The sequence below is a fragment of the Limnobacter sp. genome, assembly GCF_036846585.1.
GTDB lineage: Bacteria > Pseudomonadota > Gammaproteobacteria > Burkholderiales > Burkholderiaceae_B > Limnobacter.
Window position 1 is genome coordinate 1 of sequence record NZ_DAIUBR010000034.1, and the last position, 15,098, is coordinate 15,098.

General features: G+C 53.5%; 18 protein-coding genes. 3 read left to right on the forward strand and 15 right to left on the reverse strand.

Going from position 1 to position 15,098, the window contains the following annotated elements; all coding sequences use genetic code 11:
• The 11 genes from flgL to flgB all read right to left on the reverse strand — a co-directional run.
• On the reverse strand, positions 1-784 hold a 784-nt coding region (gene flgL, locus V7028_RS13040), incomplete at its 3' end, for a flagellar hook-associated protein FlgL (protein ID WP_334120515.1).
• Between the two features lie 20 nt (positions 785-804).
• Positions 805-2,538, reverse strand: a complete 1,734-nt coding sequence (gene flgK, locus V7028_RS13045) for a flagellar hook-associated protein FlgK (protein WP_334120516.1) — start codon at positions 2,536-2,538, stop codon at positions 805-807.
• Positions 2,539-2,568: 30 nt separating this feature from the next.
• Positions 2,569-2,982 carry a rod-binding protein gene (locus V7028_RS13050; protein ID WP_334120517.1) on the reverse strand — a complete coding sequence of 138 codons (414 nt, stop codon included), beginning with the start codon at positions 2,980-2,982 and terminating at the stop codon, positions 2,569-2,571.
• Positions 2,982-4,127: a flagellar basal body P-ring protein FlgI gene (locus V7028_RS13055; RefSeq protein ID WP_334120518.1), complete on the reverse strand. Its 1,146-nt coding sequence runs from the start codon at positions 4,125-4,127 to the stop codon at positions 2,982-2,984. Before V7028_RS13055 ends, V7028_RS13050 begins: the two co-directional genes overlap by 1 nt.
• A gap of 12 nt (positions 4,128-4,139) precedes the next feature.
• On the reverse strand, positions 4,140-4,829 hold the full coding sequence (locus tag V7028_RS13060; protein WP_334120519.1) for a flagellar basal body L-ring protein FlgH: 690 nt from the start codon (positions 4,827-4,829) through the stop codon (positions 4,140-4,142).
• A gap of 48 nt (positions 4,830-4,877) precedes the next feature.
• On the reverse strand, positions 4,878-5,660 hold the full coding sequence (flgG, locus tag V7028_RS13065) for a flagellar basal-body rod protein FlgG (protein ID WP_334120520.1): 783 nt from the start codon (positions 5,658-5,660) through the stop codon (positions 4,878-4,880).
• Between the two features lie 13 nt (positions 5,661-5,673).
• Positions 5,674-6,411, reverse strand: a complete 738-nt coding sequence (gene flgF / locus V7028_RS13070) for a flagellar basal-body rod protein FlgF (protein ID WP_334120521.1) — start codon at positions 6,409-6,411, stop codon at positions 5,674-5,676.
• A 35-nt stretch (positions 6,412-6,446) separates the two neighbouring features.
• Positions 6,447-7,760, reverse strand: a complete 1,314-nt coding sequence (gene flgE, locus V7028_RS13075) for a flagellar hook protein FlgE (RefSeq protein WP_334120522.1) — start codon at positions 7,758-7,760, stop codon at positions 6,447-6,449.
• 26 nt (positions 7,761-7,786) lie between these two features.
• Entirely contained in the window at positions 7,787-8,458 is a 672-nt protein-coding gene (locus V7028_RS13080) for a flagellar hook assembly protein FlgD (RefSeq protein WP_334120523.1), read from the reverse strand.
• A gap of 13 nt (positions 8,459-8,471) precedes the next feature.
• Complete coding sequence (gene flgC, locus V7028_RS13085) at positions 8,472-8,894, reverse strand: flagellar basal body rod protein FlgC (protein WP_334120524.1); 423 nt, start codon at positions 8,892-8,894, stop codon at positions 8,472-8,474.
• Between the two features lie 16 nt (positions 8,895-8,910).
• Positions 8,911-9,363, reverse strand: a complete 453-nt coding sequence (gene flgB, locus V7028_RS13090; protein ID WP_334120525.1) for a flagellar basal body rod protein FlgB — start codon at positions 9,361-9,363, stop codon at positions 8,911-8,913.
• A 192-nt stretch (positions 9,364-9,555) separates the two neighbouring features.
• On the opposite strand from flgB, the gene flgA reads away from it, so the two are divergent.
• From flgA to V7028_RS13105, 3 genes are all read left to right on the forward strand, one after another.
• Positions 9,556-10,287 (forward strand): flagellar basal body P-ring formation chaperone FlgA, encoded by a 732-nt coding sequence (gene flgA, locus V7028_RS13095; RefSeq protein WP_334120526.1) that lies wholly within the window; start codon positions 9,556-9,558, stop codon positions 10,285-10,287.
• Positions 10,288-10,401: 114 nt separating this feature from the next.
• Positions 10,402-10,692, forward strand: coding sequence for a flagellar biosynthesis anti-sigma factor FlgM (gene flgM / locus V7028_RS13100; RefSeq protein ID WP_334120527.1), 291 nt, complete (start codon positions 10,402-10,404; stop codon positions 10,690-10,692).
• Between the two features lie 44 nt (positions 10,693-10,736).
• Positions 10,737-11,252, forward strand: coding sequence for a flagellar protein FlgN (locus tag V7028_RS13105; protein ID WP_334120528.1), 516 nt, complete (start codon positions 10,737-10,739; stop codon positions 11,250-11,252).
• Here the strand turns inward: V7028_RS13105 and V7028_RS13110 are convergent.
• The 4 genes from V7028_RS13110 to V7028_RS13125 are packed head-to-tail and all read right to left on the reverse strand — an operon-like array spanning position 11,227 to position 15,086.
• Complete coding sequence (locus V7028_RS13110) at positions 11,227-11,667, reverse strand: response regulator (RefSeq protein ID WP_334120529.1); 441 nt, start codon at positions 11,665-11,667, stop codon at positions 11,227-11,229. The two genes, V7028_RS13105 and V7028_RS13110, sit on opposite strands and share 26 nt — an antisense overlap.
• A gap of 11 nt (positions 11,668-11,678) precedes the next feature.
• Complete coding sequence (locus V7028_RS13115) at positions 11,679-13,580, reverse strand: PAS domain-containing sensor histidine kinase (protein WP_334120530.1); 1,902 nt, start codon at positions 13,578-13,580, stop codon at positions 11,679-11,681.
• A gap of 6 nt (positions 13,581-13,586) precedes the next feature.
• Positions 13,587-14,303, reverse strand: a complete 717-nt coding sequence (locus tag V7028_RS13120) for an RNA polymerase sigma factor FliA (RefSeq protein ID WP_334120531.1) — start codon at positions 14,301-14,303, stop codon at positions 13,587-13,589.
• A 24-nt stretch (positions 14,304-14,327) separates the two neighbouring features.
• Positions 14,328-15,086 carry a hypothetical protein gene (locus V7028_RS13125; protein WP_334120532.1) on the reverse strand — a complete coding sequence of 253 codons (759 nt, stop codon included), beginning with the start codon at positions 15,084-15,086 and terminating at the stop codon, positions 14,328-14,330.
• Positions 15,087-15,098: the final 12 nt, after the last annotated feature.

The following is a 15,098-nucleotide window of genomic DNA, read 5'->3' on the forward strand; positions in this document are numbered from 1 at the left end:
AGCGCACACCTGCTTTGGTTCGGGAAATTTGCACCTGATCAAAAACATCGTCAAGCTGCGCGCCCTTGTCGTTGAATGCTTTCAGGTACGTGTCTTGTGGTGTGGCACCTTCTTGCCCGTTGGGGTAGGCCGGATTCCGCAGCAAGGCCACCGCATCACGCAAAATGGCGAATGCATCTTCGTTGGTATTGGGGTCGACAAATGCGTTTTGGCCGGTGATGTTCAGGTTGACAAAACGACCACTGGCCACTTGAATTTCCCGACCAATCACGGCCTCGCCCGCGGCGGCAGTTGTGGTTTCCAGAAACGTGCCTGTTATGCCCGGGCCGGGTGTCTGGAAAGGCTCGCGATCCTGAAATGTTCCGGAGAACATGTAATAGCCATTGGCATCTGTGCGGTTGGCAATGCCACGCAATTCTTCCATTCGGCCTTCGATGTCTTGCGCAATAATTTCGCGGTCAGCAGGGCTCAATGTGGCATTTCCTGCCTGCAAAAAAGCTTCCTTGATGGACACCATGATGTCGGAAGCAGACTGCAAGGCCACATCCATTTGACCCAGTTGATTGTTTACATACGTGATATTGCTTTGATAACTGTCGATGGTCTTCACGCCCGCTTTGGCACCCAATGCAACCGACATCGCCAAAGGGTCATCGGATGGTTTCAGCACCCGCTGCCCGGTCGCCAACTGCCCCTGGATTTTGACCAGTTCAGTTTGCTGTTTGCTCATGCGGTCAGTGCTGAGCTTGAAATACTGGTTGGTGCTGATTCTGCCGATTGCCATAATTTTTCCTTGAAACCCTATCAGAACATGCTGAGGATTTGATCAAACAATTCTTTGGACAGTGAAATGACTCGCCCGGAAGCCTGGTAAGCCTGCTGAAACTTGATCAGGTTGGCCGCTTCTTCATCCATGTTCACGCCCTGCAATGCATCGCGTGAATCAGCCACCTGGTTCAGCACGGTTTCACGCGATTCAGCAGCCAGATTGAATTCACGGGTTTTATTGCCCACCCGGCTGACCAGTTGGTTGAAACCATCCGAAACGGAAACGCCGGCCGAGTTGTTGGACTGAGACAAAGTACGCGCGGTTTGCAGTGCAGCGACTTTCAGAATGTTTTCGTTGTTGCCAATGCTGGGGTTAACGGCCGACGATGCAGCCACTTCAGAAGGCCGATCAATTGCAGTGCGCATGTTCAATGCAGCTTCACGCACTGGCATCAACACAAACCGGTCGCCTTCCTGCGGTGCGGCATTGTCAAGCTGAAAGCTCAGCAATGGTGCGCCTGTGGGGTCACGAATTTCGTAGTAATCGCCGCCCGGATCTGCCACCAATGCCGCGGGAACAAATGGACCGTCGGTACCCATTTCGCGATAACGGGGTTGACTGCCCACAATCTGGACTTCATATTCGGCTGAGCCAAGCTTGGACAAATCAAGACCGCGCATGGTGATTTGCGTGGGGTTGGCGGTGCTGTTGTTGATATTGGGCACAACACGGGAAATGTCGTCCACAAAATTGCCGCTGCTGCCAAAACTGAACAGTGCATTGCCCGGGTTGTTGTCCAGGTCCACACCCGTGGTTTGAATGTCATTGACTGCCTGGCCAATTCGCGCAGCAAGCAAGCTGATTGTGTTCTGGTATTCGGTCAGCTCATTTTCACGGAAACTCAGGAAACCTGCCAGTGCACCGTTGCCCAGACTTTTCGAATCAAAGGCGAGAAGGCGATCCTGGCCGTTTACTTTGCTTGTCATTCCAACCAGCAGGTTTTGTGGATCTTGTGGATCGACCTGTGTTTGAACCGGAAATTGTGTGGTGCCTACAACCAACGACTGACCATTGGCCAGGAACAGGTTGGTTGAGCCATCGGCTACATCCACGCGGGTAACCTGTACCTGTTCAGACAACTGCAAAATCAACTGATCTCGGCGATCCAGCAAATCGTTGGGTGGTCCACCGTTCGATGTCTGGTTCAGCGCAGTCACAATTTGATTGTTCAATGCTGCAATTTGTGAAGTCGCGTTGTTCAGCTGCTCCACCGTGTCGCGCACTTTCAAGTTCGTGGCAGTGCGCAATTCATCCATCACCGTGTTCAGCCCGTTGAATCGGGTGGACAGTGTGTCGGCAGCCGACAAATAGTTTTGCCGGGCGGCCAGGTCTGCCGGGTTGGTCGACAAGGTTTGTGCCGCACCAAAGAAGATGCTGAGCGCACTGGACAGTCCCGAAGCATCATCGGCAACCATGGCGTCTACGCGTGCAATTTGCTGGGCCTTGGCACCGAAGAAGGCAGCATCGGAGGTGGCCTTTTGTTCCTGTGCATTAATAAAATCAGAATACACACGCTGAACCGATGCAATATCAACCCCTTGGCCAATGTAGCCAATGTCGCTGCCCGTGGATGGGCGCGACTGTTGAATCACCTGCTGCCGGTTAAAGCCAACGGTGTTGCTGTTCGCAATGTTGTGCGATGTGGTGGATAGCCCAGATCTGGCCGCATTCAGGCCGCTGAGCGCAATTCCGTAGACCGAGTTCGACATAATTCAGGATCCTTTGGTGTCTTGAACGACTTAACGGTCGGTTTTCGGGAAAGTTGAGGGAAAGTCTTTCTTGACCTGCGACGGTGAAAAAACGGTTTGCTCACCGCCCACGCCCGCACCAGCCTTCAACTGCCGAGCAATTTCACTGGCCAGGCCCAAACCTTTGCCTGACAGCTTCTGAACCAGCTCCTGGTCGTACATGCCTTGGTAGGTTTTGGTACTGGAATCTGTGAACAAACCGCCTTCAGGCGTGGCATCGCGCATGCTTTTCAGGGCCATCTGCAAAAAGATGGATTCGAACTGCACGGCCACTTTGTCCACCGCCGCATTGAATTCTTCACTGCCCCGTTCTGCCCTGGCACCACGTTTCAGCCCTTCCAGGCTGCGCGAATCCATGGACAACATTTGTTGCATGTCTGCTGGCTTGTTGGACAATGGCGTCATCAGATCACCTCGAGTTCAGCTTTCAGGCTGCCTGCGGTTTGCATGGCCTGCAATATGGAAATCAGGTCGCTGGGGGTGGCGCCCAAGGCATTCAGGGCTTTGACCACATCGGACAACTGTGCAGCGCCCTTGATTTCGATCAGTTCACCACCGGATTCAGAAATCTGGATGTCAGCCTGCTCGGTCACCACTGTTTCACCCTGACCAAAAGGTGCTGGCTGGGAAATAACAGGCGTGGAAGTAATTTTCACGGTCAGGTTGCCGTGGGCCACAGCGCAGCTTTCCAGCATCACGGCCTGGTTCATGACAACAGAACCGGTGCGTGCATTCACGATCACCTTGGCACTGCCAATCGATTTGTTGATGCTCAATTCCTGAACCCGCGACAAAAAGGCCACACGATCATTCGGGTTGGAAGGCGCGCGCACCTTGATGGTACGGCCATCCAGTGCTTGCGCCACATTCGGGCCCATGTTGTTGTTAATGGCTTCGGCCACGCGAATGGCATTGGAAAAATCGGTGGTGGTCAATTCAAGTTGCAGGGTTTCACCCAGCAGGAATGGCGAGGCCACTTCACGCTCAACCAAGGCACCAGCCGGAATGCGACCTGCTGACAAATGGTTGATCACGGTTTTGGATCCACCGGCAGAAGCACCAGCGCCCCCCACAATCAATTGGCCTTGGGCCAAGGCATACACCTGGCCGTCTGCGCCTTTCAAGGGGGTCATCAACAACATGCCACCGCGCAGGCTTTTGGCATTGCCAATGGAGGACACTGTAACGTCGATGGCCTGACCGGGTTGGGCAAATGCAGGCAAGTTGGCGGTGACCATGACTGAGGCTACATTTTTCAACTGCAGGTTGGCACCGGGTGGCAAGGTAATGCCCGACTGCTGCAACATGGACACAATGCTTTGGCTGGTAAACGGGGTTTGTGTGGTTTGATCGCCTGTGCCGTCCAGACCAATCACGATGCCATAACCGTACACCGGATTGGAGCGCACGCCGGAAACGGTAACCAAATCGCGAATCCGGGTTTGCGCATCGGCTGGCGAGGCAATCGCGGTGATCCCGACCACCACCAAAGTCAGCACGAGCATTTTGAGCAATCTGTTTTTTAAGTCTGACAATAAGTTTTTCAACATTGGATACGCTCTTTAAAATGGCAGTACGGTCAGGAAAAAGCGGCTCAACCAGCCCATGGCGGTTGCGGAATCCAGCGCACCTTTTCCACGGTATTCAATGCGTGCATCGGCCACTTTGGTGCTGGGCACCACGTTGCCGGGCAGAATCGTAATGGGGTTCACAACCCCGCTGAATTTCAGGTATTCCACATCGCGGTTGGTGCCAATCTGTTTTTCACCCACCACTTGCAAATTGCCGTTGGGCAACACGCCCGCCACGGTTACGGTGATGGTGCCAGTCAGGTTGTTGGCGGCTTTGCTTTCACCCTGACCAGAAAAATCTTTCTCGCTGCTGGCGCTGCCGCTGATCGCTTTCAAGTCGCGGCTGCCGAAAAAACCTTGAATCAGCGGCACATCAATGCTGGCTGAGTCGCTGCGGGAGGCGTTCATGGAATTGGTTTGAGCTGCGTTGATCTGCTCGAGAATTTGAATGGTCAAGGTGTCGCCCAGAAAACGGGCACGCTGGTCCTCGAACAAGGGGCGATAGCTTGCAGGGCTGTACAGGCTGCCGGTTGGCGCTGCCATGGCCAGTTGGGCTGGCTGCTGAACAGGCTGCTGTACGGTGGTTTTTTCAGGCATGTCCACTTGAGGGGCGAAAGTTGAACACGCACCTAAAGTTATCGAGAACACTGCCGTTAAACCATTGAGAGTTAATTTTTTCATGCCATCCACTCCATCAGAACACATTCAGTGTGCCCAATGTTTTACAAATCAAAGCTGGGATAAGCGCTGTAACATCTGGTCTGATGTCGTGATTGCCTTGGAATTGATTTCGTAGGCGCGTTGCGCCTGAATCAAGCCCACCAGTTCTTCCACCACGTTCACGTTCGATGTTTCAACAAACCCCTGGGAAACAAAGCCAACGCCATTGGTGCCCGCTACAGCCTGCGTGGGTGCGCCTGAAGCGGCAGTTTCCTGATACAGGTTTTGACCCATGCTGAACAAACCAGCCGGGTTCACAAAACTGGCCAACTGGATTTGACCCAGTTCCTGCGGTTGAACCTGGCCCTGCACGACGGCTGATACAACACCGTCTTGAGAAATCGAAATGTCTTGTACACCTTGTGGAATGGTGACCGGACCAAGGATGGGATAACCGTTGGAAGTGACCAGTGTGCCGTTGGCATCAATCTGAATGCTGCCATCGCGGGTGTAGCTGGTGGTGCCATCGGGCATTTGTACCTGAAAGAAACCCTGGCCGTTGATGGCCGCATCCAGCGTGTTGCCGGTTTGCTGCAAATTGCCCTGCGAAAAATTGCGCACGGTGGACACAGGCTTTACACCGGTACCAATCTGCAAGCCGGAAGGCACCTGGGTTTGCTCGGTGGTTTGTGCACCGGGCTGGCGAAGGGTTTGATACAGCAAATCCTCGAACACCGCGCGCGAACGCTTAAAGCCGTTGGTGGCTGTGTTGGCAAGGTTGTTCGAAATGACATCCAGCTGGGTTTGCTGCGCATCCAGACCTGTTTTTGCAATCCACAAAGAACGCATCATGGCGGGTTTCTCCTTAATTCATGCCAAACAGGCTGTTGGCAGCCTGGCCGTTTTCCTTGGCCGTGCTGATCATTTTCATTTGGGTTTCGTACTGGCGGGCAGCGGTAATCATCTGCACCATCATGTCCACCGCATTCACATTGCTGGATTCAATAAATCCACCAGCAACACGTACATTCAAATCTGCCTCTGCCGGGTCGCCATTGGCGGCGCGAAACAAGCCGTCGTCGCCCCGGTTGATTTCACCTTCGGGAATATTCACCAGTTTCAGGCGGCCCAGTTGAACCACATTGGTGTCACCACCCAGTGGAATGGCAGACACCGACCCATCGCCTTCAAAGGACAAGCGATGATCAGGCGGCACATTGATTGGGCCATTTGTACCAATCACTGAATAGCCTTCCTGGGTTACCAGGTTGCCCGTGCCATCCAGCTGAAAAGAGCCGTTGCGGGTGTAGGCTTCATTGCCCTTGGCATCATTGACTGCAAACCAGCCTTCGCCCTGAATGGCCACATCCATTTCCCGGCCTGTGGACTGGATTTGCCCTGGCGTGGTGTCGAAGCCAACGCTGGTTTCCACCGCGAAGCTTCTCGAACCACTGCCCTCGCCTGTTACGGGCGCGCTTTGAAACGCCATGAGCTGTTGCCGAAACCCGGGCGTGTTCACGTTGGCCAGGTTGTTGGCAATGTTCTCTTGGCGAGACATTGTGCCTTTGGCGGCTTGGGCGGCCAGGAAAATCAGTTTGTCCATTCTTTTTATCCCGCTTCAGTTCAACTCAGTTCAAATTAACGAAGGTTGGTGATGGTCTGGAAAATCGAATCCTGGGTTTTGATGGTCTGTGAGTTGGCCTGATAAACGCGCTGCGCGGAAATCATGGCGACCAGTTCAGCCGTCAAATCAATGTTCGATTCTTCCAGTGCACCGGACTGGATAAGACCGAAGGCTGTGTCTTCACTCAGCGACACCAGTTCGGGGCCGGATGAATTGGTGGCAAGCCAGCCGTTTGAACCCACGGGCTGCAAACCTTCCGGATTCGGGAAACGGTACAAACCAATTTGCGCATGATTCACCAACTTGCCGTTGGCATAGCTGATGGTCAATATGCCATCGGCGCCCACGTCGAAACCGGCAAATGGTGCGGATGCATAACCGTCTTGACCCAGGTTCTGTACCACGAAGGAACTGCCGTACTGGGTGGTGTCAGTCATGTCAAAGGTGAACTGGTTGGGTGCCACACCGGTGGATGAAAAAGGCACGCCACTGGCCGTGACAAAACGCGACATGTCCACGGTGAGGTTTCCGTCGTTCGGGGTCACCAGCAAACCATCCACACCGTATTGAAGCGAAGCCGAGGTGGACTGCGCAGGCGCTGTGGTTGTAGCCACGGGTGCAGTACCAATGTCAACCTGTGTGCCGTCTACTGTTGCAAACACGGACCAGTCGTTGGACGCTTCCTTGCGCATGTACACAGCCATAATGTGTGCACCGCCCAATTCGTCGTACACCGTCATCGATGTCGAATTGTTGAAGGTGTTCAGGTTGGCGGGATCAAACACCAAAGCAGGATCAATGGCTGTGGCACGGGCATCCAGATTCAATTCCAGGCTGCCGGCGCGTGTCGCCGCTGGCGGAATGCTGCCGCGGGGCACGGTGATGTCCTGGGCCACGTCCGATGGACGGCCCGTGGTCGCATCCACCGGGAAGGCTTGCAATTTGTCGCCGCGTGAATTCACGATCACACCTTCATTGTTCAAGGTGAACTGGCCGTTGCGGGTGTAGATGTTGTCGCCGTTGTCGGCTTGCACCTTGAAAAAACCGGTGCCACTGATGGCCAGGTCCAAGGGGTTGCCGGTCACGTTGATGTTGCCCTGTTTGAAGTTTTGAGTAACAGCTGCCAGGCTGGTACCCAGGCCAATGCCGTTCGTGGAACGGGCACCGTTGAATGCCCGTGCGAACACATCAGAAAATTCAGCTTCAGAACCCTTGAAACCGATAACACTGGCATTTGACACGTTGTTGGCAATCACTTCCAAACCACGTTGAGCTGCGTTCAAACCGCTCAAACCCTGCTGAAAACTTCCACCTGCTGAAAAAGCCATGTTTGACTCCTTGAAAAATCTTTGTTTTAGAAAACCTGCTTGATGTCAGCGAAACTCACTTCGCCACCATTGCTGGTTAAAAGTTTGGTGCCTTCGGCGCCTGCGTTGCGAATCCCTTGAACCACTGAAAGGGTCAGCGGTGTCGCGCTGGCGTCTTTGCCTGCAGCCTTGGCTTCAATCTCGAACTTGTAATTACCGGCGGGCAAAGTGCTGCCGTCGTCGCTTTTGCCGTCCCATGTGAATTCATGTGTGCCTTTGGCTTGTGGCCCCACATCGATGGTGCGCACCACGTTGGCACCCGCATCGAGCACGTTCACGCGAAGAATGTCGACGCTTTGGTCCAGCTGCAGGGAGCCGACGGCCTTGCCTTCAACCAAGGCCAGGTCATTGCCTTCGGTCAGCACGGCACGCCCCAGCATGCTGGTGGCTTGCGCGGTCTGGTTGCCATTGATTGAAGCCGCCACACCTTCCATGGTGGAATTCAGTTTGTTGATGCCCGTCACCGTGTTCAACTGCGCCATCTGGCTGGTCACCTGGGCATTGTCCATGGGGGCCAGTGGGTCCTGGTTTTTCAGTTGGGCCACCAGCAAAGACATGAACCGTTCCTGAATTGCTTCGGGGCTGTTCTCGTCGGTTTTCTTCTTGGCTGCTGTGGTGCCGCTGTTGTTGCCCAGCGCGGAAGTTACATCAATTGTCATTCTTCATTTCTCCTTACTGGTTGCCCATGTTCAGGGTTTTCAGCATCAGCTGCTTGGCGGTATTCATCACTTCGGCATTGGTTTGGTAGCTGCGGGAAGCGGCCAACATGTCCACCATTTCTTCCACCGCGTTCACGTTGGGCATGTAGACGTAACCGTCTGCATCGGCCATGGGGTGTTTGGGGTCGAACATTTTTTTCGCTTCAGTTTTGTCCTCCACAATGTCTTTGACCTGCACGTTCTCCGCCAAAGCGGCCTTGCCCGGTGCGGCTTTCTGAAGCACCGCTTCGAACACGACCTTGCGGGCCTGATACACCTCGTTGGGGTTTGCCGCGGCAGTGTCTACGTTGGCCAGGTTGCTGGCCACTGTGTTCAGGCGGGTGGTTTGCGCCTGCATGGCACCACCAGCCAACTTGAAGGAATTAAATAGCGACATGTTTGCTCCCTAGGCCTTATTGATTGCCCGAGCCCATGGCCTGCTTCAATGTCGAAATTCGACCATTGATGGCACGCAATGCGGCTTCGTACTTCACGGTGTTTTCTGCAAATGCGGCGCGCTCACGGTCAATGTCGACCGAGTTGCCATCAATGGCGGCATTGTTGCCACGGCGAAACTGCAACATCTCTGCGGTGGTCATGCCTGCATTACCTTGGCCGGTGATGTGACCCTGATGCGTAACAGCCAATGCACCTGCGCCATTGCCCAAACCTGGGGTGTTGGGGGTGCTCATCTGGCCTTTCTCGCCAGTTGCGGCTTTCAAGGCACTTTTGAAATCGAAATCAACGGCTTTGTAATTGGGGGTGTCTACGTTGGAAATGTTGGAGGTCAATACCTCCTGACGACGCGCTCTGAGTTTCAGGGCCTCGGCAGAGAACTGCATTGAATCGGTAAGTTTGTCCAACATCGTTTGAATCCTTCATACACGGACGGATGAATGGATTATTGAACTGACGCTGTCAAATCAAAGTGGAGAGAAAGGGGGAAAAGGCGGCTCTTTTTCAGCTTAGGGTGTAGCAAGCCTCCGCCTAGGATGTTGTCATCGAGACAGAAATTGTTTCTTACAGACCTGTTTACGGCTGCAACTGCAAAAACTTGAATGAAATTTCACACATTTTTTCAGACAGAGTTACTCCGCTTGCCGGGCAAAACCATTGCTGGCGTGCTGTTTTTCGCTTTCAGTGCTGCGGCGGTGAACGCCCATGCCGAGGGATCACGGTGGGTGACTGAAAAACAACTCCATGAACTGGTGGACACCTCGCTGTTGCCAACGGGTGCAAGCGTGCAAGTAAGCTTTGTAAAAGCGGATGAACGAATCGGCAGTATTCAATGCCCTGCCGCACTGTTTGCCAACAGCGCAGGCAACAAAATGTGGGGCCGAACCTTTGTCCGGGTGCAGTGCGTGGGTTCTGACACACCACCGTTCTTTCTCGGTGTGGATGTAAAAGTGTGGGCACCAGTGCTGGTGGTGAAAGGCACGGTTCAATCCGGGCAGGCAATCGGCGCAAACGATGTTGAATTCCGGACCATGAACCTGACAGAACTAAAACACGGCTGGGTGACCGATCTTTCACACCTGGGCAACAAAACTGCTGCCAGGCAATTGTGGCCCGGCATGTTGTTAAAACACGATTATTTGCGTGGCCAGGCCATGGTAAAAAACGGCGACACCGTGAAGGTGATGATGAAAGGGCCAGGTTTTGCAATTGGAGGCACGGCCATCGCCATGGGCGAGGCCGAGCTGGGTGAGGTGGTAAAAATAAAGACCGCGCAGGGCAAAATTCTGCATGGTATTGCGCGAGACGCGTTGTTGGTAGAGGTTAGTTTGTAATGGGGATAACCAAAAAGTAGGAATTCTTTTGATAATTCGTTAAAGTTGGATAGATTCGAGCCGTTAAGAAAACATACGAAACCCACTTAGGCTCTGCCCAACGCGGAGAAAAATATGAGTATCAACAGAATAAACTCGGGAAGCAACCCAATTGACAAGCTGACGAAGCCGCAAGGCAGTAGCAAGTCGGCTTCAACTGGTGCTACGGAAAAACCAAGCTCTGAAGGGGCGGTTACAACGCTTTCAGGGCAATCCAGTGCATTAAGCGCCGCTGGCGCTCCGTTCAATGCTGAGAAAGTGGCCGAGATCAAAGAGGCCATCAGCAATGGTGAATTTAAGGTCAATGCCGAGGCTGTTGCAGCCAAGGTGATTGAAAGTGCTCGCGAGTTGCTTGGCCAGAAATAATTGTCGCCAGGCACCCCCTCGGGCTCTAACTGAGGAAACTGATTATGTCGCACGCTGACGCAGCAAAGAACCTGTACCGCAACCTGGCCTATGAATGTGACATGGCCATGGCATTGGTTGATATTTTGCTTGAAGAACAAGCGTGCCTGGTGAAACTTCAGACCACTGAACTGAACAGCCTGGCGCTTCGCAAAGAAGCCATGATGCTGGAACTTGAAAAGCGATACCTGGCCAATATTCAGTTGGCCAAGGCAGAAGGGTTTCAACCCAACCTGGATGGCATTGCCTTGTGGGTGGATGTACTGGCAGCCCATGAACCCCGCCTGCTCGGGACGTATTCCACGCTGCGCACTACCCTGACCCACGCCCAACGCCTGAACAACACCAACGGTGATTTGGTGAGTGAACAACTGGCTGGTTTGCAGGAAAGAATTTCGATTTTAACGGCAGCTGCAGTGGCCGAGCAAAAACCCACCGCCAGCGACACATATGGCCCAAGGGGTGGCATGAGCCAGTCCGCACTGACCGGCGGTGCTATGCCCCGCGCGGTAATTCGTTGACCGTCAACCAATAAGATACCAGCGCAGAAATACGGGTTAAATACTGATCAAACTGCACTGGTTTGACTGCAAAGCTGTTAACACCCAGTTCATACGAACGCTTCACATCGCTGATTTCCCGCGAGGACGACAACACCACGATTGGCATGGTTTTAAACACATCGTGTGAACGCAAAAACTTCAATACTTCCAGCCCATCCAGTTTGGGCAACTTCAAATCCAGCAACACCAGTTTCGGCAAATTCAGGGTGGTATTGTCTTTGGGGTGATCCTCCATCAATTGCCTGAAATATTCAATTGCGCGCTCTCCGTCTTCCAGCAGCACCGTGGTGGAACTGGACGAGGTTTTACGCACAACACGCAAAGCCAGATCCGCATCATTGGAGTTGTCATCAACCAGTACTACATCAACCATGGATGAATCCTTTATTCGTAGAGATCGATTTGATCAGGCAGTGTGAAGGCAAAGCAGGCACCCTTGCCGGGCTCAGCATTCGCACCGATCTCGCCACCGTGACGCTCGATAATTCGTTTCACAATAGCCAAGCCAACCCCGGTGCCATCAAAGTCTTTTTTGTGGTGCAAACGCTCAAACACGTTGAACAGTTTGTCTGAGTATTTCATGTCAAACCCGGCACCATTGTCTTGCACACTGAAGCGATAGAAACGCCCTTGTTTTTCGCAGGAAATAAGCACTTTGGGCTGCTTGGTTTTGCTGCTGAATTTCAAGGCGTTGTCGATCAGGTTCATCCACACCTGCTTGAGCAAAACAGGGTCGGCGTACACCTGTGGCAAATCGCACAATTCCACCACGTTTTTTCGCTTCGCATCAAGTTGTTCAAGAATTTGTTCCAGCAATTGCTGCTGGTCTACTTTCACACGGGCTACATCCGTGCGCAACAGACGGGAAAAGTCGAGCAAACCATCAATCAAGCCGCCCATTTGCCGGGCATTGTTGCTGATGCGATCCAGCAGGCCCCGGGCATCTTCGGGCAGGGTTTCGGCAAAATCTTCCTTCAAAATGCTGGAAAAACCATCGATGGCGCGCAAAGGGGCACGAAGGTCATGCGACACAGTGTAAGTAAAAGCCTCCAGCTCGGAATTGCTGCGCGTCAGTTCGGCGGTACGGTCGTTGATGCGTTGCTCAAGCGTGCCATTCAAACCTTGCAAATCATCTTCAAAAACCCGACGTTCCACACACAGGCCCAACAAGCGGATGGCGGTCAGCACACGCAACACATCGTCATGGCATGCCGTTTTTACACCCTGCTGTGCCACCATGATCCAGTATTCCGGCTGGTTGGGTTCAACCGCTTTTCGCAGCGCAAACCAGATGGAAGTAATGCCCAGTTCGGCAGCCCAATTGGCTTCGAAATAATGCTCGGACTTCATTTTCCCCAGCCACACCAAACCTTGCTGGTCATGGCCCTCCAGTGGTTCGCAAAATTGCTCGACATTGTTCCAGAATGCCTGCCCCTTCTCCAAGGGCATGCGCAGTGCAGGCTCGGTGCCACGAACACGCCAGTGATGATTCTGATCAGACTTGTCCCGAAAGCCAAGCACCACCTCGGCGCGCGCCGTAAGGCAATTTTTCAGACCGCGAGCATACGAAGCCGCCAATTCAGGGATGGGTGCAGACAACAACACACCCTGCAAAAGGGAACGTTGCAAGGACAACAACTGTTCATTCAGACGTTTCTGGGTCAGGTCGCTTGAAACACCCATATAGCCCATGAATTCACCTGAGGGGCCATACAGGGGTCGACCTGTCGATTCAAAAATAATTCGTTCGGCATCCTTGGGCCAATATTCAAAACACACGCGGTCAAAGGGTTGATGGCTATCAAGCAATTCCTTGAACGTGTCCCAGTTGTAACGGGGGTCAATGCACTTCAACCCCTCAACATCCCAGCGGGCCAAGCCATCAAAAGGCAGGTAATGCGCACCACGGGCGCTGCCGTTTTGATCCTTCCCGCGGTAAATGATGCGCACAATCGTGTGGGTGGAGTCTTGTTGCCAGTACCAGTCACCCGACAATTCCATGAGGCGGCGAAGCTGGTTTTCCGATTGAGCAGATGATTTGATGACGTCAAGCAACCCGGACAGCAATTTGTTGCCCATGAACCAGGCACCGACCATGCCCAACACAAGGGTGAGAAATATTGTTAATTGCCAACCGGGTGTGTCTGAGGTGTTGCCCGACATGTACAGCGCAGCAAGCGCCAAGGGGCCGACGGAGGTGATGATGACAAGAATCAGCGAACGATTGATGCGCGTTCGCGACTGTTCGAAAGTTTTCGGTTTTCCCCGGGCGTTGGGTTCAGCCATGTGGATTTAGTGGTCGCGAAGCTTGATCTTGAGGCGACTGACGGCCTGGGTGTGCAACTGGCACACGCGGGATTCTGTCACGCCAAGAACTGCCGCAATTTCACGGAAGTTTAACTCTTGCTCATAATACAGGCCCATCAGCATTTTTTCACGCTCGGGCAGGTCTTCAATGGCCTGAATCAGGGTTTCCCTGAATCGATGGTCGCCCAGCATTTCAAGGGGGTTGGCTTCTTCATCACCGTCCATCTGGCGATCGAGATAGCCCTCGCCATCGCCGTCATCGGCGTAATCGTCGTAAAACACGAGCTGTGCGCCGCGTGAATCAAACAACATGTCCTGGTACTCTTCCAGGCTCACACCCAGCACATCGGCAATTTCTTTTTCAGAGGCAGACCGTCCAAGCTTCTGCTCGGCCTTCATGGTTGCCGTTTCAATTTTTCGTTGCGCCTGGCGAACGCCTCGCGGCATCCAGTCTGCCGAACGCAATTCATCCAGCATGGAACCACGAATACGTTGGCTGGCATAGGTTTCAAACTGTGCACCCTGCCCTTCTTCAAATCGGGTAATGGCGTCCATCAGGCCGATCAAACCAGCCTGGATCAAGTCGTCAATTTGCACCGAAGCTGGCAGCTTGGCGATCAAGTGGTGGGCGAGCCTGCGCACCAGTGGTATGTACTGGTCGATCTGCCTGGATTTGTCTAGGGTGCCCTGGGCTGTGTACATGGAATTCTGCTTCCTGTCTTGTTATTACGCCAGTGCGTGTTCGTCGAAAGAACAAATGGCTTTCGCGATTCGCCGGCCTGCTGCAATCATCTCCCGACTGACCTGATTCAGCGCCTTGCCCGGCAACAACGCAGGCAAGTGCCCCGCATACTGCAAGGGGTTTGCCAAAAAGTGCGAGGTGCTCTCGGACAGGTTCGCAAACACGTGATCAGCTTCATTTGCATCTTTAACACCTGCAACAATAACACGGTGTTGAATATTTTCGTCTCCCCCTTTCGAAGTTCGAATGGCTTGAAAGGTACGTGTAACCGATCTGGCAGTGGGTTGAACCACCCAATACCATTCGTCGCCGGGTGAAAATGCCTGCGCCAGCGCAACAGCCTCGTAGGGCAAGGTGGCGTAATAGCGGTCGCAACTGACCGGCATGCGGTGCAGCTTGCCCAGCAATGCTGCAGCCTGGGCCGGTTTTTGAACCAGTGCTTGCAGCCCTTGTCTGGCGACCACCAGGTACTGGCCTTGGGCCAGTTGAACCACCTGGTCTTCAAGATTCAATTTGCCATTGAAGAATTCAATCAGGTCAGTGCCAGCCCCACTGGGGAGCAATTGCAATAAACCTGCAACGGAGCCGTCGAACAACACGGCGACCCGGTCCTGGCGGGCTTGCTGTTCAAGTACAAAACGCCCCAGGCAGGCGGCATAGTCGCAAGCCATGTCGCCCAGTATCGGGTGAATGGTGGCGTGTTTCCGGCCCAGCAGGTGTCGCAGTGTTTTGGCTTGATCCATGTGTTTCAGTTG